At 66.3% G+C, this 17809-nt stretch carries 17 protein-coding genes; 8 read left to right on the top strand and 9 right to left on the bottom strand.

Going from position 1 to position 17809, the window contains the following annotated elements; all coding sequences use genetic code 11:
• Window positions 1-104: 104 nt before the first annotated feature.
• The 3 genes from HH308_RS14665 to HH308_RS14655 are packed head-to-tail and all read right to left on the bottom strand — an operon-like array spanning window position 105 to window position 3205.
• Window positions 105-755: a response regulator gene (locus tag HH308_RS14665; protein ID WP_170194968.1), complete on the bottom strand. Its 651-nt coding sequence runs from the start codon at window positions 753-755 to the stop codon at window positions 105-107.
• Window positions 755-1951 (bottom strand): MacS family sensor histidine kinase, encoded by a 1197-nt coding sequence (gene macS, locus HH308_RS14660; protein WP_170194967.1) that lies wholly within the window; start codon window positions 1949-1951, stop codon window positions 755-757. Before macS ends, HH308_RS14665 begins: the two co-directional genes overlap by 1 nt.
• Entirely contained in the window at window positions 1952-3205 is a 1254-nt protein-coding gene (locus tag HH308_RS14655) for an AI-2E family transporter (RefSeq protein ID WP_312870600.1), read from the bottom strand.
• 105 nt (window positions 3206-3310) lie between these two features.
• On the opposite strand from HH308_RS14655, the gene HH308_RS14650 reads away from it, so the two are divergent.
• Complete coding sequence (locus tag HH308_RS14650) at window positions 3311-4441, top strand: lysylphosphatidylglycerol synthase transmembrane domain-containing protein (RefSeq protein WP_170194966.1); 1131 nt, start codon at window positions 3311-3313, stop codon at window positions 4439-4441.
• Between the two features lie 52 nt (window positions 4442-4493).
• The gene (locus tag HH308_RS14645; protein ID WP_170194965.1) at window positions 4494-4949 is read left to right on the top strand and encodes a DUF3054 domain-containing protein; all 456 of its coding nucleotides are present in this window, start codon (window positions 4494-4496) and stop codon (window positions 4947-4949) included.
• Here the strand turns inward: HH308_RS14645 and HH308_RS14640 are convergent.
• On the bottom strand, window positions 4942-6573 hold the full coding sequence (locus tag HH308_RS14640) for an NTF2-like N-terminal transpeptidase domain-containing protein (RefSeq protein WP_170194964.1): 1632 nt from the start codon (window positions 6571-6573) through the stop codon (window positions 4942-4944). The two genes, HH308_RS14645 and HH308_RS14640, sit on opposite strands and share 8 nt — an antisense overlap.
• Window positions 6574-6766: 193 nt before the next feature.
• Between HH308_RS14640 and HH308_RS14635 the strand changes: the two genes are divergently transcribed.
• The 4 genes from HH308_RS14635 to HH308_RS14620 all read left to right on the top strand — a co-directional run bounded on the left by HH308_RS14635 (window position 6767) and on the right by HH308_RS14620 (window position 11072).
• A complete protein-coding gene (locus tag HH308_RS14635) occupies window positions 6767-7507 on the top strand; it encodes a pirin family protein (protein WP_312870599.1) in 741 nt (246 codons plus the stop codon).
• Between the two features lie 15 nt (window positions 7508-7522).
• Entirely contained in the window at window positions 7523-9496 is a 1974-nt protein-coding gene (locus HH308_RS14630; protein WP_376767225.1) for a M13 family metallopeptidase, read from the top strand.
• Entirely contained in the window at window positions 9493-10020 is a 528-nt protein-coding gene (locus tag HH308_RS14625; protein ID WP_312870598.1) for an ion channel, read from the top strand. The genes HH308_RS14630 and HH308_RS14625 overlap by 4 nt, the downstream gene beginning before the upstream one ends.
• 86 nt (window positions 10021-10106) lie before the next feature.
• Window positions 10107-11072, top strand: a complete 966-nt coding sequence (locus HH308_RS14620; protein ID WP_170194961.1) for a R2-like ligand-binding oxidase — start codon at window positions 10107-10109, stop codon at window positions 11070-11072.
• Window positions 11073-11106: 34 nt separating this feature from the next.
• Here the strand turns inward: HH308_RS14620 and HH308_RS14615 are convergent, their stop codons facing one another.
• Window positions 11107-12273, bottom strand: a complete 1167-nt coding sequence (locus HH308_RS14615; RefSeq protein ID WP_246284614.1) for a lipase family protein — start codon at window positions 12271-12273, stop codon at window positions 11107-11109.
• A 278-nt stretch (window positions 12274-12551) separates the two neighbouring features.
• Here HH308_RS14615 and HH308_RS14610 point away from each other — a divergent pair, with 278 nt between their 5' ends.
• Both HH308_RS14610 and HH308_RS30190 read left to right on the top strand, forming a co-directional pair.
• Complete coding sequence (locus HH308_RS14610) at window positions 12552-13409, top strand: alpha/beta fold hydrolase (RefSeq protein ID WP_170194959.1); 858 nt, start codon at window positions 12552-12554, stop codon at window positions 13407-13409.
• 132 nt (window positions 13410-13541) lie between these two features.
• Window positions 13542-13667 (top strand): hypothetical protein, encoded by a 126-nt coding sequence (locus HH308_RS30190; RefSeq protein WP_281362975.1) that lies wholly within the window; start codon window positions 13542-13544, stop codon window positions 13665-13667.
• Between the two features lie 79 nt (window positions 13668-13746).
• On the opposite strand, the gene HH308_RS14605 is transcribed toward HH308_RS30190, so the two are convergent.
• The 4 genes from HH308_RS14605 to HH308_RS14590 all read right to left on the bottom strand — a co-directional run bounded on the left by HH308_RS14605 (window position 13747) and on the right by HH308_RS14590 (window position 17798).
• Window positions 13747-14433: a slipin family protein gene (locus tag HH308_RS14605; RefSeq protein ID WP_170194958.1), complete on the bottom strand. Its 687-nt coding sequence runs from the start codon at window positions 14431-14433 to the stop codon at window positions 13747-13749.
• 448 nt (window positions 14434-14881) lie between these two features.
• Entirely contained in the window at window positions 14882-15757 is an 876-nt protein-coding gene (locus tag HH308_RS14600; protein WP_170194957.1) for a sugar phosphate isomerase/epimerase family protein, read from the bottom strand.
• 32 nt (window positions 15758-15789) lie between these two features.
• Window positions 15790-16806 carry a Gfo/Idh/MocA family protein gene (locus tag HH308_RS14595; protein ID WP_170194956.1) on the bottom strand — a complete coding sequence of 339 codons (1017 nt, stop codon included), beginning with the start codon at window positions 16804-16806 and terminating at the stop codon, window positions 15790-15792.
• A gap of 44 nt (window positions 16807-16850) precedes the next feature.
• Window positions 16851-17798 (bottom strand): sugar phosphate isomerase/epimerase family protein, encoded by a 948-nt coding sequence (locus HH308_RS14590; protein WP_170194955.1) that lies wholly within the window; start codon window positions 17796-17798, stop codon window positions 16851-16853.
• Window positions 17799-17809 lie beyond the last annotated feature (11 nt).

The following is a 17809-nucleotide window of genomic DNA, read 5'->3' as shown; positions in this document are numbered from 1 at the left end:
CGCAACTCCCCACACCCCTGCCTCACGCGGCATCGCGGCGCAACGACGACGAAGTGAAGAGCGCGAGATCAGCGCCACCCGACACGCGAGCGGAGCGAGCAATTCTATTCGAGCCCGTGTTCGATGGCGTATCGCGTCAACTCCACCCGATTGCCGAGTTGAAGTTTGCGCAGCGTGGCCTGCACGTGGTTTTCGACGGTCCGATGCGACAGCGTGAGTCGGGTCGCGATCTGTTTGGAGCTCAAGCCCTTCGCGACATAGCGCAGCACCTCGGTCTCCCGCGCCGTGAGCGACGGGACGTTGGGCCCGGCGTCGGGCGCGGCGGCGATGCGCCGGTACTCCCCCAGGATCAGTCCGGCGAGTCCGGGGGTGAAGACGGCCTGACCGGCCGCGGTGGCGCGTACGGCGTCGACGAGTTCGGCCTTCGACGACGACTTCACCAGGTAGCCGGTCGCCCCTGCCTTGACCGCTTCCAGCACATCGTCGCGCTCATCCGACGCCGAGAGTACGAGTACCCGTGAGTTCGGTGATACGGCAAGCACTTTCGCGGTGGCCTCGGCACCGGTACCGTCGGGCAGCTGCATGTCCATCAGCACGACGTCGGGGGTGACGGCCTGTGCGCGCCGCGCCGCCGCGCCGACACCGTCGGCGGTGGCGACGACGTCGAATCCCTCGTCGGTGAGATCGCGGGCCACGCCCTCGCGCCACATCGGATGATCGTCGACGACCATGATCCGCACTGCCTGCTCACCCATCACGTTCTCCTGTCCACTGCCACGGGCACGGTCAGCTCCCATTCGGTTCCCAGTCCCGGGTCGGAGTCGAGAACCGCACTGCCACCGAGACTTTCGATGCGTTTGACGATAGATTGCGCGACGCCGAGCCGTCCTTGGGTCTGCGCCTGTTCGAGTCGCCCCGGTTCGATGCCGACGCCGTCGTCGCGGATGCTGATCACCACCTGCTCGCCCAGATTCTCGACGAGCACGAAGGCGCGGGCGTCGGGGCCCGCGTGCCGCACGACGTTGTCGAGTGCGTTGGTGACCGCCGCGTCGAGCTCGCGTGCCAGCGCGGCCTCGACCACGACCGCTTCACGCGGCGCGCTGATCGAGACCCGTTCCGCCGCATGCCTTCTCAGCAGCGCGCCGAGGTCGGTTCGACCGGCGGAGTCGTCGCAGGGGGCGCCCACGTCGACGTCGGTCGAGGTCAGCAGCTGCCGTAGCGCACGCTCCTGCTCACTGGCGAGCTCGGCCAATTCGGCTGTGCCGCCGCCGATCTCGCGGCCGCGTTTGGCGATCAACGCCAGCACCTGCAGCACGCCGTCGTGCACCTCGCGGGAAAGTCGTTCCCGCTCTTCGGTTGCCGCGGCCAGCCGCATCGCGGCGACGAGGGTGGCGTGGGACCGTCGGGCGCTCACCGACGCGAGCCCGACGACGACGCCCACCGCGAGCAGGACGATGAGTGTCGCGTTGCGCCCGAAGTTGAGGCTGACCGTGCCCTTGACGAAGAAGCTGGTCCCCGCGGCGACCGCGGCGACGATCGCACCGGCGACCGGGCCGCCGTGAATCGCCGCGGACAGTACGACATTGGTGGCCCACAGGGTCGTCGGCCAGGTCTGGTTGTTCGCCACCCAGTCGTCGCCCGCGACCAGCCACGTCGTCATCAGCAGCCCGCAGGTGATCAGCAGTTCCGCGATGATCCAGTACCAGTTTCGGGCGAAGCCGTTGAGATAGCCGAGTGCGAACACCGCCGACGACGCGACGAGAAGGCCGAACAGCGCCCAGGTGGTCGCCGGGTACAGCAGGTCGGCGTTGACGGCGATCTGAAATCCCAACGCGTACAGCACCGACAGCCCGCGAAAGACCTGCGCGGCTCGCCACAGAGGTCCCGCCGGGTCGTCGCCGGAGTCGATCCGCCGCGGGTGCCGCTCGCCGTCGGCGTCGAGCGTCGTCACTTAACTCGTGCCCGGATTCTCGCCCGCACCATCCCATTTCGGTTCGTCGGGCTCGGCGACGTACATGCGCTTCTCGTCGAGCGCTCCGTGCCTGCGCGGTGGGGCGTCGGACGAGTCGTCGGCCGGATCGTCGGGCTCGGCATGTTGCTCGTCCGGCGATGCGTGCAGACTGCGCACCGCGGTGTTGATGAAGGCGATCAGCGGCACCGCGAGCAGTCCACCGACGATTCCGGCCGAGACGAGACCGGCCGCGATGCCGAGCACCACCGCAACCGGATGCAACCGAACCGAGCGGCCCAGTAGGAATGGTTGCAGCACATGGCTTTCCAGCTGCATCACACCGATGACGATGGCGGCGGCGATGACCGCCGCGATCCATCCGTTGGTGACCAGCGCGACCAGGACGGCCAGCGATCCGGTCACCAACGCCCCGACGATCGGCACGAATGCGCCGAGGAACACCAGCGAGGCGAGCGGAAGGGCAAGCGGCACATTGAGAATCGCCAAGCCGGTGCCGATGCCGACGGCGTCGACGAGCGCCACGGCGACGGTCGCGCGAACGTAGCCCACCAGGGTGCCGAATCCGGCCACCCCGGCGGTGCGGACCTTCGCGCGGCTGCCGACCGGGATCGCGCGGGTCATGAACTCCCACATCTGGCCGCCGCCGTAGAGGAAGAAGATGACCAGAAACAGGGTGAGGAGCGCACCGGTGACGATCTCCGACGCCGTGGTCGCGGTGGCGAGAGCACCATTGGTGACTTTGTCCTGGTTGTGTTGCAGGAATGAGGTGAAGTCGTTGCCGATGCTGCCGACCTGTTTGTCGCCGATGGCCAGCGGGCCCTTGACGAGCCAGTCGCGGACCAGATTCACCGTCGAGGTGACCTGGCTGACCAGCGCTGGAACACCTTTGATGAACTCCTCGACGACGAAGGTCATCACCGCCGACAGCACGCCGAGTGCCCCGATGATGGCGATCACCACGGCGAGCGAGCGCGGCAGGCCGATCCGGTCCATGGCGTCGACCAGCGGCACCAGCATCGCGCTGACCAGAATCGCGAGTGCCACCGGGACCATCACGGTCTCGAACCGGTCGAAGAATTTGACCGCGACCATCGCGGCGGCACCGATCACCAGCAGTCGCCAACTCCACTCGGCGGCGGCCCGGATCAGCGGCGGAACCTTTTCGCGGTCGATCAGACGGGAATCGATCAACGGTTCGGGGCGGGCGGCCGGCTCGCGTCCTGTGTCTGCCACACCGCCCAGCGTACTGATGGTTTTCCACCCGGGCGGATCGCGCCGCAGCCCGTCGGCATTACTGCGTAGTAATCTGTTCGCGCGGCAAAGGCTATGGTGAACGTCATGACCAAGACCACCGGCGCTGCGCGAAAGCAGCGACTCTGGTGGATCCGATGGGTCCTGCTGGCCCTGGTGATCGGCATCCTGTCGGTCGAAGGCGTGCTGATCTGGCCGAAACTCGAAGAGGCATGGACCCGGATCGGCGAGTTGCAGTGGGGATGGGTGTTCGCCGCGGTCATCGCATCGCTGCTGTCGATGGACAGTTTCGCTCAAGTCCAGCGCGCACTGCTGCGCTCGGCCGGCGTGGTGGTTCAACAGTGGAAGTCGGCGGCCGTCGTGTTCGCGGCCAACTCGGTCAGCCAGACGATGCCCGGCGGTCAAGTCCTCGCGCCGGCATTCACCTACCGGCAGACCCGCAAGTGGGGCGCCAGCCCGGTGGTGGCGTCGTGGCAGGTGGTGATGTCGGGGCTGCTCGCTGGAGTCGGTCTCGCCGTCCTGGGACTCGGCGGCGCGATCATGGCCGGCGCCAAGACCAGCCCGTTCTCGATCATCTTCTCCATCGTCGGCTTCATCGCCGTCGCGGTGATCATGCAGTATCTGGCGAAGAATCCGGACTCGGTGCGCTCCGGCGGCACCCGCGCGCTGGGCTGGTACAACCAGATCCGCAACAAACCCGCCGACCACGGCGTCGACAAGCTCATCGAGACCCTCGATCAGCTGCGCGCGGTCAAACTCAACAAGCGCGACGCGTCGATCGCATTCGGCTGGAGCCTGTTCAACTGGGTCGCCGACGTCGCCTGTCTCGCGTTCGCGTGCTGGTCGATCGGCACCTACCCGAGCATCTCCGGCCTGATGGTCGCCTACGCCGCCGGCAAAGCCGTGGGTTCGGCGGTTCCGCTGCTGCCGGGCGGGATCGGCGTGGTCGACGCCGTGCTGGTCCCCGCGCTGACGTCGTCGGGTATGCCGGCCGCCGACGCCATCACCGCCGTTCTCATCTATCGCATGATCAGTTACGTGTTCATCGCGGTCCTCGGCTGGATTGTGATCCTCGCGATGTTCCGGCGCACCATCAAACATGACGCCGAAGATCTCGACGCCGACCTCGACCAGGACAAACGCGCGATCGACGCCGAGTTGGCCGCCGAAGAATCCACCCGTTCCGACGCCGATGACCGTCCGGAGTCACCCGCCTGAGCGACCGGCGAAGGTGCGTCGGGCACAGCCCAAGCGCTATTCTGTCGCCACCATGTCGAACGTCGCAGATGCCGCCAGCAACGCCGGTGCCGGTCTCCCGAAACCGCTGACCGCGTTCCTCGACTTCGTCGCCGTCACGACCTTCCTGGTGATCGGCCGGTTGAACCACCATCACGGATTCGATCCGTTGAGTTTTCTGCAGGCGTGGTGGCCGTTCGCGGTCGGCGCGGCGGCCGGATGGTCGATCTGCTACCTGTATTCCCACGTCCGGGCGCGTGAACTGCTGCACAGCGACTTCCATCCGGACCGGATGCCGACCGGGATCGTCGTGTGGATCCTGACCGTCGCGGTCGGCATGTTGCTGCGCTGGATTCTGCACCAGGGCACGGAGCTGAGCTTCATCATCGTTGCCACCTGCGCGTTGGGGCTGTTCTTCCTCGGCTGGCGCGCCATCGCCCGAGTGGTGCGGGTGCGCCACCGCGCGGTCGCGGCCCCGACGACTACTTGATCGTGAAGTACTTCTGCGCCACCTGCAGTGCGGCGGTGCCCGACTGCGCACCCTCGGTGTAGATCACGATGACCTTGTGGTCCTGAACTCCGACGAACCAGCCCGGCCCCTGCGGGCCATTGGTCCCGACCAGCGCCTTGAGTCCGCCCGCACGGGTGAGGTCGCTGGCATCGCCGTTCTTGGCGGTCATCGACATCGCCGCCAGAATGGGCGTGGTCAGGGCCGAATCGAGCGGGCCCAGCTCGCCGCCGGTCACCTTCGTCGGCGTACCCGCGATGACGAACGGCGCGACCGACGTCGGGGCATTGTCGGCGGCGCGGGCCATGGCGACCCCCAGCGCGCCCATATTCAGCATCGACGCAGCGAAACCGGTCGTCTTGTAGTCGATCGTTCCGACATTGTTGCCCGCCATCGGGGCGGCGGCGCCGGGGACGGTGAACTTGACGCCGAGCCCCAACCGGTCCAGCAGGGTCTCGTCGGTGACCGGCGACGACGACGCCACGCGACTGACGGTCGCGAAGACCTGATTGAGCGTCGAGCCGACCGGGTAGGTCTGATCGAGGCTGATTCCACGGGCGGCCGCGGCGTCGTTCTGCGCCATGCCCAGGATGCCGCCGGAATCGGCGTCGAGCGCCAGAATGGTGGCCGGCTGTGCCACCTCGACCGCGGCGTCACCGAGGGTCAGCTGGACCTGCTGATTGATCGACGTGGGGACGTTGGGCCCGGCCGGTCCCTGTTCGCCCGCCAGTGCGACCGGCCGCTGACCGGGCTGCACCAGCTGGACCTGCCACCCCGACGTCGCGTCGCGAATGGCCTGCCAGTAATTGGTCAGTCCCACCTCAAGCGGTGAGTTGAGCCGACGGTCGGCCATCACCAGCTGCCCGGTCCGGTTGATCGACACCCCGGCCACCTTCGCGGGATCGCTCGCGAGCACCTGCATGTCCGAGTTGCGCAGCGTGACCGCGATGATCGCTTCGCCGGGCTTGCGAGCGAGCATCTGGTTGACGACATCGGCGGTGATCAGCGGCGCGATCGGACTGATGGCGCGGACCAGACCGGCGACCGATGCCTTGACGTTGTTCGTCTTCGACGGGTCGAGCACGATCTGATTGACCGGCTGCAGATACATGAACGTCTTGCCCGACGCGCTGCGCACCGTCGGCGCGGGTGTGGCATCGGTGCGGATCTCGCGCAGCTGGGCGTCGCGGCTCATGCCGGTGTAGAGCAACCCCGGTTCCCACTGGATCTTCCACCCCGACGACAGTTTGCGCAGCGTACCGGCCGTCGTGGTCTCGAACTGACGATCCTTCGCCCAGGTGTAGGTGGTCTTCATCGAGAACGACGCCGTGCCGTCGCTGTACTCGACGGGTTTGTGCACCGCGACGTCGACCCGCCCGGCGTGCATCGCGGTCAATGTGGCGGTCAGGAAATCCGACGCCTGGCCGGGCGCGGTGGTCGAGTCGGCGGCCGCGGTGGCGTCTTGGCGGGCGAATGCGCTGGCGAATTCGTTGGCCGCACCGGCCGCGGTGTCCGACGAATTCTGGGCTCCGCATGACGAGATCGCCAGGCCGCACGCCACCGCTGCCGTCAACGCTATCGGCGCACGTTTCACCCAGATCTTCATAGTCACAATCTTCACTCGTGTCACAGCGGGTTGTCGAGCCGGATCACTCTCGATCTGCTACCAACGTAGTCACAATAGGGTCACACGGCGGCCGAAAAGTGGCGATTGTGACCGTCGTTGCCAGTGGGAAAAGTGATTTGCACTGTGCATGACCATTGGCGGGCACGGTGTGCACGCTGGGACAATGGTCGACGTGCCCTACCTAGTTCAACACTCCGACGATCGCGCGACCACGACGACCGAATGGTTACGATCGCGACACAGCTTCTCGTTCGGCGACCACTACGACCCGGCGAACACCCACCACGGGATGCTGCTCGCCGTCAACGACGAAACGGTGTCGGCGGGCCAGGGCTTCGACACCCACCCGCACCGCGAAACCGAGATCGTCACCTGGGTTCTCGACGGTTCGCTCGTACACCAGGATTCGGCGGGACACAGCGGCGTGGTCTACCCGAGCCTGGCGCAGCGCATGAGCGCGGGCACCGGCGTCGAACATTCCGAGCGCAACGACACCTGGCCGGCCCGCCCGGAGTCGGGGCAGACGCCGGTTCGGTTCATTCAGATGTGGCTGATGCCCGACGAATACGGCCGCGCGCCTTCGTACGACCAGGCCGACGTCGAGGCGGAACTGGCCGGCGGAGCACTCATTCCCATCGCGTCGGGCGTCAAGACCGTCGACTCGGCGATCCGGATCGCCAACGCGTCGTCGACGCTGTATGCCGCGCGGCTACCGGTCGGCGGTCGGATCACCGTCCCGACCACCCGCTTCACGATGGCACTCGTCACCCGCGGCGACGTGGTCTTCGACGACGTCGGGCTGCGGGCGGGCGACGCCGTGCGCGGCGCCGACGTCGGCGGCGAGGCGATCACCTCGACCTCGGACGCGGAGGTCCTCATCTGGTCGATGAACCGAGCCCTCGGCGAACCTTAAGGCAGGATGGATGAGGTGAGCATTACAGACATCCCCGCCTCCGGCATCGACCTCTCCTACGTCGACGACACGACCCGAATCCAGGACGATCTCTTCACCCACGTCAACGGCAAGTGGCTGGGCAGCCACGTCATTCCGGACGACCGGTCGGTCGACGGCGCGTTTCACGTGCTGCGCGACCGCGCCGAGGAGAACGTCCGCGACATCATCGTCGACGCCGCCGAATCGAACGCCCCGAGCGGCAGCGACGAATGCAAGATCGGCGACCTGTACGCGTCGTTCATGGACACCGCGCACATCGACGCCCTGGGCATCGGACCGATCGCAGACGAACTGGCGAAGATCGCAGCCGTCGACTCGACGTCGGCGCTGGCGACGCGTATCGGCCGACTGCAGCGCCACGGGGTAGGCGGGCTGCTCGGCTTCTACGTCGACACCGACGCGCGCAACTCCGACCGGTACCTCGTGCATGTGATGCAATCCGGTCTGGGACTGCCCGACGAGTCGTACTACCGCGAGGAGAAGCACGCGCAGACCCTCGCCGCCTACCGTGAGCACGTAGCCGCGATGTTCGCGCTCGCCGGCATCGGCGACGCCGAGGACGCGGCGGCCACCGTCGTCGACCTGGAGACCGCGATCGCCGCCCAGCACTGGGACGTCGTGCGGCGCCGCGACGCCGAACTGAGCTACAACTTGCAGACCTGGAGCGAATTCACCTCCACCGCAACGGGATTCGATGCCGATGCATGGCTGGGCGGACTCGGCACGGTCGCCGAACCGACGTTCGCCGAGGTGGTCGTCGGGCAGCCGTCGTTCGTGACCGGCGTCGGCGAGCTGATCGCGAGCCGCCCGCTGGCGGACTGGAAGACCTGGCTGACCTGGCGAGTGCTGCGCTCGGCGGCGCCGTACCTGTCGGCGCCGTTCGTCGACGCGAACTTCGCGTTCTACGGCCGGACCCTGACCGGCGCCGAGACCATCCGCGACCGCTGGAAGCGCGGTGTCGGGTTCGTCGAGGGCGCGATGGGCTTCGCCGTCGGCAAACTGTATGTCGCACAGCACTTTCCGCCCGCGGCCAAGGAGCGGATGGATGAGCTGATCGCGAATCTGATCGAGGCCTACCGCCGCAACATCACCGATCTGGAATGGATGACTCCGGCCACCCGCACCAAGGCGCTGGCCAAGCTCGACAAGTTCACCCCCAAGATCGGCTACCCCGCCCACTGGCGCGACTACGACGCCCTGATCGTCGACCGCGGCGATCTGATCGGCAACGTCGCGCGGGCGTCGTCGTTCGAGCAGGATCGCGAACTGGCCAAGATCGGGCAGCCGGTCGACCGCGACGAATGGTTCATGACGCCGCAGACCGTCAACGCCTACTACAACCCCGGTATGAACGAAATCGTCTTTCCCGCAGCGATTCTGCAGCCGCCGTTCTTCGATCCCGACGCCGACGACGCGGCCAACTACGGCGGCATCGGAGCTGTGATCGGCCACGAGATCGGGCACGGCTTCGATGATCAGGGCGCGAAATACGACGGCGACGGCAATCTCATCGACTGGTGGACCGACGACGATCGCACCGAGTTCGGCAAGCGCACCCGCGCCCTCATCGAGCAGTACAACACCTTCACCCCCACCGGCCTCGACGACGAGTACAAGGTCAACGGGGAGTTCACCATCGGCGAGAACATCGGCGACCTCGGCGGGCTGTCGATCGCGCTGGTGGCCTATCAACTCGCCGACGAGAACCCGCCCGTCATCGACGGCCTCACCGGAACGCAGCGCGTGTTCTTCAGCTGGGCACAGATCTGGCGGACGAAAATCCGTGACGCAGAAGCGATTCGGCGACTGTCCATCGACCCGCACTCACCTGCCGAGTTCCGCTGCAACGGCGTGGTGAGCAATATCGACGCCTTCTACGACGCGTTCGACGTCGCCGACGGCGACGCACTCTACCTCGCCGAAGATCAGCGCGTACGGATCTGGTGAGTCCGTCGGCTCTCGTCAACGACGACGGCTCGGTGTCGCGCCGAGCCGTCGTCGGGGCGATCGGCCGCCCGCTCCTGGGCGGCATCATCCTCAACGCCGCCTACTTCGTGTTCCCGCTGGGACGCACCGAAGCTCGCAGCGCGTTCTGGTTGACGGTGGGCGTCGTGCTCTTGATTGCCATGTGCGCGTGGGAGATTCGCCGCTTCCGCCGCTCGACGCATCCGGTCGTGACGTCGATCGAGATGCTGGTCGGCGCCGCAACGCTGTACGTGGTCGTGTTCTCGGCGACCTACTTCCTGCTGTCGGAGTACGGTCGCACGTCGTTCAATCTCCATCTCACGCGGCTCGACGCCCTGTACTTCAGCCTCACCGTATTCACGACGACCGGCTTCGGCGACATCGCCGCCGCATCGCAGGCAGCGCGCGCGGTGGTCTCGTTTCAGATGATCAGTACGTTTGTGCTGCTCGGCCTCGGACTGCGGTTGCTGCAGCTGATCGTGCGGCGCCGCAATGACACCGCGTAACCGCGAATCGCCTGCATCGGTGCGCGCCGGGCGTTAGCGTCGGGATAGCCCAATGTCCCCCGATCTGCGAACAGTGGTGACCCCCGATGACCGTTATCGCACCCAAACCTGTTGGCCGCGAAGGCTTTTCCTCACTACGCTCCGGCGGCCTGCACTGGGACTCGTTTCCCCTGCGGCTGTTCACCAAAGGCAACGGGAAGTTCTGGAATCCGGCCGACATCGACTTCACTCAAGACGCACTCGACTGGCCGACGCTCAATCCGCAGGAGCAGCGGTCGTCGACCTACCTGGTCGCACAGTTCATCGCAGGCGAGGAGGCGGTCACCCAGGACATCCAGCCGTTCATGAAGGCGATGGCCGCCGAAGGACGCTTCGGCGACGAGATGTACCTGTCCCAGTTCTGTCTGGAGGAAGCCAAGCACACCCAGGTGTTCCGGCTGTGGATGGACGCCGTCGGGCTGACCGAGGATCTGCATCCGTTCGTCGCGGACAATCCCTACTACCGACAACTGTTCTACGACGAGTTGCCGACATCGCTGAGTCGCCTGGAGTCCGATCCGTCACCGCTCAACCAGGTTCGGGCCAGCGTCACCTACAACCACGTGATCGAGGGCAGTCTCGCGCTGACCGGCTACTACGCGTGGCAGCGCGTCTGCACCAAGCGCGGCATCTTCCCCGGCATGCAGGAGTTGATCAAGCGGATCGGCGACGATGAGCGCCGCCATATGGCTTGGGGCACCTTCACCTGCCGCCGTCACGTCGCCGCCGACGACTCGCTGTGGGCCGCGGTCACCGATCGGATGACCGAGTTGATGCCGATGGCGCTCGGCATGATCGAGTGGGTCAACGACCAGTTCGAGACGCCGCCGTTCGGCATCGACAACTCCGATTTCCTCACCTACGCCGCGGACCGCGCCCAGCGTCGACTCGGAGCGATCGAGTCGGCTCGCGGCCGTCCGGTCGCCGAGATCGACCTGGACTACTCGCCGGAGGTGCTGGAGAACAAGTTCGGCGAGGAGGACGTGGCGGCGCTGGCGGAGGGGTCAGAGTAGCTCAACCAGCGTCAGGCACCGGCAACGATGTCGCTCAGCAGTTGCTCGGCGCGGGTTTGCCGTCGAATCGGTCGGACAGATAGTTGAGCGCCGGGAGCACACCGAGGACCGCTGCCGTCATGTGATCCGGCGTCGGGATGCGCACCATCTCCATTCGGACGCCCGCGCGGCAGTACCGGGCATCGGTGGCGTCGATCGCGTCGACCGGGATCAGCCCGTCGATCGGACTGTGCCACTCGAAGACCGGGATCTGCGGGTGGCCGGGGAACAGCGCCAAACTGTTGTCCTGCACCACTTTTCGCGCTACCGGATCCTCGAAGACCTGCTTGCCGCCCTCGGCCACCTGTTTGGCGCTGTGGCCCGCGCCGATCCGCAGGATGTCGTTCGTGCAGGCATTGCGCATCTCGTTGAGCATGGCGTGGCCCAGCGGCGTGAGGTGGTCGGCCATCGGGATCTGCTTGGGGTACTCGCGCGCCAATCCGATCGCGGCGGCGAACGCCAACCCGAAGGCGGGATGGGGATTGTCGTAGCCCAGGCCCTGCGCCATCTTGATCAAGTCCATCGGCACGCCGCCGAATGCGGCACCGACCATCTTCAGCTCGGGAGCGTAGGTCGGCGCGAGGGCGGCGGCCCACGCCGTCGCCATGCCACCGCCGGAATAACCGGCCATCGCGACCTTGCTCTTCGCCAGGTTCGCCGCCGAGAACGCGCGCACCGCGCGAATTCCGTCGAGCGTGATCCGGCCGCCGAGAAGGGCTGCGCCATAGGCGCTACGCGGTCCGAGATGATCGGGGATGGCCACCGCCCAGCCCTTCTGCAGCGCCACGTTCAGGGCGGGCGCTTCACGGATAGCGAGGTTGGGGTCGGAGGTCCACAGTGCCTGGGACGGCGCGCACTGAAGCCCGACGGCGTTGATCACGTGCTGGAAGGACAGCAGCGGCCCGTCGGCCACCCGCCGGTTCGGAAGCATCAGCGTCGTGATCGCAGCCATCGGCTTGCCGTTGACGTCGGTGGTCACGAATTTGAGCTGATAGGTCTTGATGTCGAAGAACCCCGGCGGGTTCTCGCGACCGCGAACCTGCAGGATGTCGCCCGCGTGGCGACCCTTCAGATTCGGCTGAGCGCTGTAGAAGGGATCGGGCAACGGCGTCGGCGCAGCGACCTGGGCGGCCGACGCCATCGGAGCCGGAACAACAGTCATGCCCACGACTCCGACGCAGGCGATCACGGCCATGACATATCGTCGGATAGGCCGAATCTTGACGCCATGCTGGTGGTGGTTGTCTGGGGACATGAGATCCTCCCGCGCGTGTTGAGGGGTACGAGTCCCGCCATCCGCGACAGTGTTCGATGCGCTGACTACAGCGCCGAACGTAACAGAGTTGCCGGTGAGACGCTGAATTCAGAAACAAGAATGTTATCCAAACGACTCACCACGGGCAGCTAGCCAATAACTAGAACAGGTTCTACTCTGGAGCGGTGGATGTCTCTTACGACGCGACCAAACGCGAACTCACAACCGACAAAGGCGTCATCCGGTACCACGAGGCCGGCTCCCCCGACGCTCCCCCGCTGATCCTGTTGCATGGGTCCGGCCCCGGCGTCACGGGGTGGCGCAACTACCGCGGCAACCTCGACTTCTTCGCCCAGACGCACCACTGCTACGTCGTCGAGTTTCCCGGCTTCGGCGTAAGCGACGCCGTCGAAGGCCACCCCGTCCTGACCGCGGGATCGTCGGTCATCCGTTTCATGGATGCGTTGGGCATCGACTCCGCCGCGATGGTGGGCAACTCGATGGGCGGCGTGGTCGGGATCAACCTGGCAATCAAGTTTCCCGATCGGGTCGCCAAGCTGGTGACGATCGGCGGCGTCGGCCCCAACTTGTACAGCCCGAGCCCCTCGGAGGGGCTACGCCTGCTGCAGGAGTTCACCGACGCCCCCGACCGCGACAAGCTGATCCGCTGGCTCAATTCGATGGTCTATGACCGCGCGCTCGTCACCGATGAGCTCATCGAAGAGCGCTGGACAGCCGCGATCAACCCCGATGCTCAGCAGACCGCACAACTGATGTACGGCTCAGCGGCTTTCGCGATGCAGCAGAAATTCCTCGCCAACTCCGACACCCCGCCCTACTGGGCGATGATGCACAAGGTGAAGTGCCCGACGCTGCTCACCTGGGGCCTCGACGACCGAGTGAGCCCGCCGGACATGTCGCTGGCGCCGCTGCGCCTGATCCCGAACGCCGAGCTGCACATATTCCCCAACTGCGGACACTGGGTGATGATCGAAGCCAAAGAAGCCTTCGAGTCAGCAGTCGGAGCATTCCTGTCACGGTAGGGGTGCTGTCGGCACGCGATGGTGTTTCGCTCCGCTAATGTATTGCGGCACTTCATTATCCACTAGCGGACCGATCCGGCAAACCGGACCCCACGCGACTCGACCGCGGCCACCCTCCGATACGCTCCCGCCATGAAACAAACCCGAAATCGCCGTATCGTCTTCCCCGCCCTCCCTGCCCGCGGCCGCAAGGGCAGCAAGCGCCACGGTGGATACAACCGGCACGGCAAGGGCAGCCACTACCACGGCGGTTACTAGCCCGACAGCTGGTCCCTAGCCTCACGAAACGCGAATCTGGGCTGTATCCGAGTCGAAACGACTTGATACAGCCCAAATTTCATTCGCCGTGATCCTCCGCGCCGACCGCCAGCACGATCTTCGAGCCGTACGGTGCGGCCTGGATCAGCCGCAGCTGCGCGAGCGCAGGCGACGCGTCGAGCATCTTGCCCGCGTTCGCCAGTGCACGCAGGGCGGCGGTCTCCGCCCGCGCCTCCTCCAGCTTCGCCGCGCCACGCGACTTCGCGGTCATCAGTTCGATTGCCGCCGAACGGATCTCATGCGGCACGACGATGTCCTTGACGACGACGTCGAGCATCTCGACGCCGACCGTCGACGCCGCGGCGGCGACCGCCGCACGCACCGGAGCAACGTCGAATGCGCTTGTCCGAGCGAGCAACTCCTCGATGGTGACGCCGACGACGGCCTCGCGCAACGCAATCTGCGCCGCAAGGTACAGCGACGCATCCGGGTTCTCCGCCACCTCGACGTAGGCGAGCGGGTCGGTGACCCGTACACGTAGCGCCAGCGTGACGCGTACGGTGACCGCCTCGGCGGTCGTGATCTCCTGCGGCGCAGTGGTCATCACCCGGTCGCGCATGTCGACGAACACGAACGTCGCCGAAGGTCGCAGCCGATGCCGGCCGGGGGTGAGCGTGCGGTCGACGCTGCCGTCGCGCAAGACCAGCGCTCGGTAGCCGAGCGGGACCTTGATCTGCTGACCGAGGATGAGAGTCGTGATGTTCATGGCGGACCTCCTTTCGTGTCGGGTCGCCATGGGATGTCGTATTCGGTTGTGGTGGTTCATGTTCCGTTGAACAAGGACCTCATGTCAGCCGCACCGGGTGGGAGCCGACGACGGGGCGTCGCGTCTGCGCGTTCCGGCGAACGCTCGTCGACGCGGGCCGCAGGGTCGTCGAATCCCGTTGTCCCGGTGCGGATGACATAGCAGGGAGTTGAACCCCAGGATCCGCAGTCCTGTGCCAGAGGAGTGAAGTACGGGATCTAACACTCGGAACCGCGCACGGTACCCCGCTGCAGCCGATCCCCCGCTGATTCACTCGGACAACACTGCCAGCGTGCTCGGCGTCGACGCAACGTATTTTCTCGCCGGTCCGCAGACTTCTGCAGAATAGAAGGTCGCCGAGGGCATTGTGCCCTCGGCGACCCGACTATCTGCAGTTTTCGCGACGCGGCTATCTGTACTTGTTCACCAGCGCCGTCAGCGTCTCCAGTTGATACGCCGACGTCTCGTCGGCCGTCTCGTCCTCGGCGAAGACGTTGGAGCAGATGATCGCGTCCTCACGGGCCAGGAAGCCCGACGATCCCAGCGCGGTGAAAATCTCGTCCCAGTCGACGTCGCCAGCCCCGATCCGCAGATGCTGGTGCACGCGCACGGCGTTGCCCGGCGGGTTGGTGATGTAGCGCAGACCGTGAGATCTGTTGTGGTCGAACGTATCCGCCGCGTATACCGCGCCGATCCGGTCACGCAGCGCCGGGATCAACGACGTCGCGCGGTCACCGTAGTGGAAGGTATGCGACCCGACGTACACGAATCCCACTGCGGCGGAATCTAATCCGCGGATGATCTGCCACGCCGCGAGTCCGTCCTCGACGAAATCGTCGGGGTGCGGATCGATGTTGAGCGTCACGCCTTCGCGTTCCAGGATCGGCACGAGCTCCTCCATCGACCGGTAGAACCCGGCCTCCGACTCCTCCGCGCGCTCCGGACGGCCGGAGAATTCGGTGTTGATCACCGGCACCTCCAGGTCGACGGCGATCTGGATGATGCGCTTGAAGTTGCGGACCGCGGCGTCCCGCTGCGGCTCGTCGGGCCACGAAATACGTTGCACCGGAAGCAGTGACGTGATCCCGACGCCGGTCGACGCCGAGCGGTCGCGCACCGCGGCGACGTACGCCTTGTCGACGCGAGGGTGCGCGAAGAACGGAATGAAGTCCGGGTGCGGGGTCAGCTGGATCCACTGGTATCCGTTGGCCGCCGCGACGTCGAAGAAGTCGAGGAACTCGTGGGTCGAGTGGTACGGCGTCGGATCGAGGGCGATGCGAACCATGAAAGTCGTTCTCCTTAAGCGAGATCGGCGTGTCAGGCGTAGAACGCGGGAACGTCGGGCAGATCGACGTCGACGGGGCCGGAGCTCTCCAGCGCCTTGACGCCCGCGCGGCAGGCGACGGCTACGCGGTAGCCGTCCCACGCCGACGGTCCGTCGATCGTGCCGCGTTTGGCGGCGTCGACCCACGCCTGTACCTGGCGGTCGTAGGCGGTGGCGAAGCGGGTGGTGAAGTCGGCGTGCTCGCCGATGCGGAAAGCGCCGTCCTGCCACAGCTGTAGGCCCGACGGCTGGCCGATCCGCGCGACGCCCTTCTCGAAGACGGCCTCGGTGGTGACCTGGTAGCCGAACTGGATGGAGACGTTCATCTCGACGTCGACGAGTACGCCGTTGTCGAGTTCCATGACGACGAGGATCGGCTCGCGCAACCGGTCGGGCGTGAGCGAATTGCGTTTGGGGTAGCGCACTTCCACGCTCGTGACCGAGCTGCCCGCCAGCCACGGCACCACGTCGAACTCGTGGACCACCGAGTCGTTGATGAGCATCGACTGCGCGTAGGAGTCCGGTACGTTGGCGTTGCGGTGGGCGGCGTGAATCATCAGCAGCTCACCCGCCGACTCCGCGGCGATCAGCTGGCGCAGTGCCGCGTACTCCGGGTCGAACCGCCGCATGAAGCCGACCTGGATGAGCTTGCGTCCGGCGGCCTGCTCGGCCTCCAGCACCGTCCACGACGACTCCGGATCCGGCGTGAGCGGCTTCTCGCACAGGATGGGCAGTCCGGCGGCGAGCGCCGGAAGTAGCACCGGCAGGTGGAACTGCCCCGGCGTCGCGATCAGCACGGCGTCCACGGCGTCGGCGTCGAGGGCGTCCTCAAGCCGGGCGTAACCGGTTGCGCCAGCTGCTGATTCAAGAGCCGCGCCACGTCGCACCGGATCGGGTTCGACGACGGCCGACACCCTGGCACCGGCGATGGTGGAGGCGATGCGCTTGATGTGGTCGGCGCCTATCGCGCCCGCGCCGACGACGCCGACGCGCAGATCCGAGGTGGTCATGAGTTGGAAGTCCCTGTCTGTGAAGGTGATTCGTCGGTGACGAGTCAGCGGGTACGGGTGAGCGGGTGGCAGCCGAAGATGTGCTGGCGGGTGCGGCTCGCGATACCGGCCGGCAGGTCGATGTCGCAGCCGGGCATGTCCTGCTCGACGATGGCGAAGATCTCCGAGTCGATCTTGTTGACGGCGTCGATGATCGGCGCGAAGTCGGGCTCGCCGGCCGGCGGCTCCACCATGATGTCGGCGGCGCAGTCGGCGAATGCGATGTCGTTCTTGAGCACTTCGAAGCGCAGTTCCGGATCGATCTGCTTGAGATGCAGGTAGCCGATGCGCTCGGGGTGCTTGTTGATCAGGTCGACGTTGCTTCCGCCGTAGTAGGCGTAGTGGCCGGTGTCGAGACACAGGTTGAGGTAGCGCGGATCGGTCTGCTCCAGCAGCCGCTCCACTTCACGCTTGGTGCCGATATGCGAATCGGCGTGCGAGTGAAACTGTTGGCGCACACCGTATTCCTCCAGCAGCGCCTTCCCGAGCCGGTCGTGCCCGGCCGCCAGCGCGATCCACTGCTCGTCGGTCAGGGTCCGCGATTCGAGGGTCTCGCCGGTGGCGTCGGAACGCCACAGATCCGGGATCACGACGATGTGCTCGGCGCCCATTGCGGCGACCAGCGAGGCCACCTCGACAGCCTGATCCCAGGCCCGCTGCCACTGGTCGTCGCCCTTGTGAAAACCGGTGAAAACCGTTCCGCCGGAAAGCTTCAGGTCTCGCTTGGCGAGCTCGTCGGACAACCGCTGCGGGTCGGTGGGCAGGTAGCCGTACGGGCCGAGCTCGATGTAGTTGTAGCCGGCCTCGGCGACCTCGTCGAGGAAACGCTCCCACGGGGTCTGGCGGGGATGGTCGGGGAACCAGACGCCCCAGGAGTCGGGCGCGGTACCGATGCGCAGTCCTTCGGTGTGCGCGGAAGGTGCGGTCACGGCGTCGGAGATGGTGTCGGTCATGTCGGCGTTCT

Origin of the sequence: Gordonia asplenii, assembly GCF_012933505.1 — a bacterium.
Lineage (GTDB): Bacteria > Actinomycetota > Actinomycetes > Mycobacteriales > Mycobacteriaceae > Gordonia > Gordonia asplenii.
This window is presented reverse-complemented; position numbering and strand designations above follow the sequence as displayed.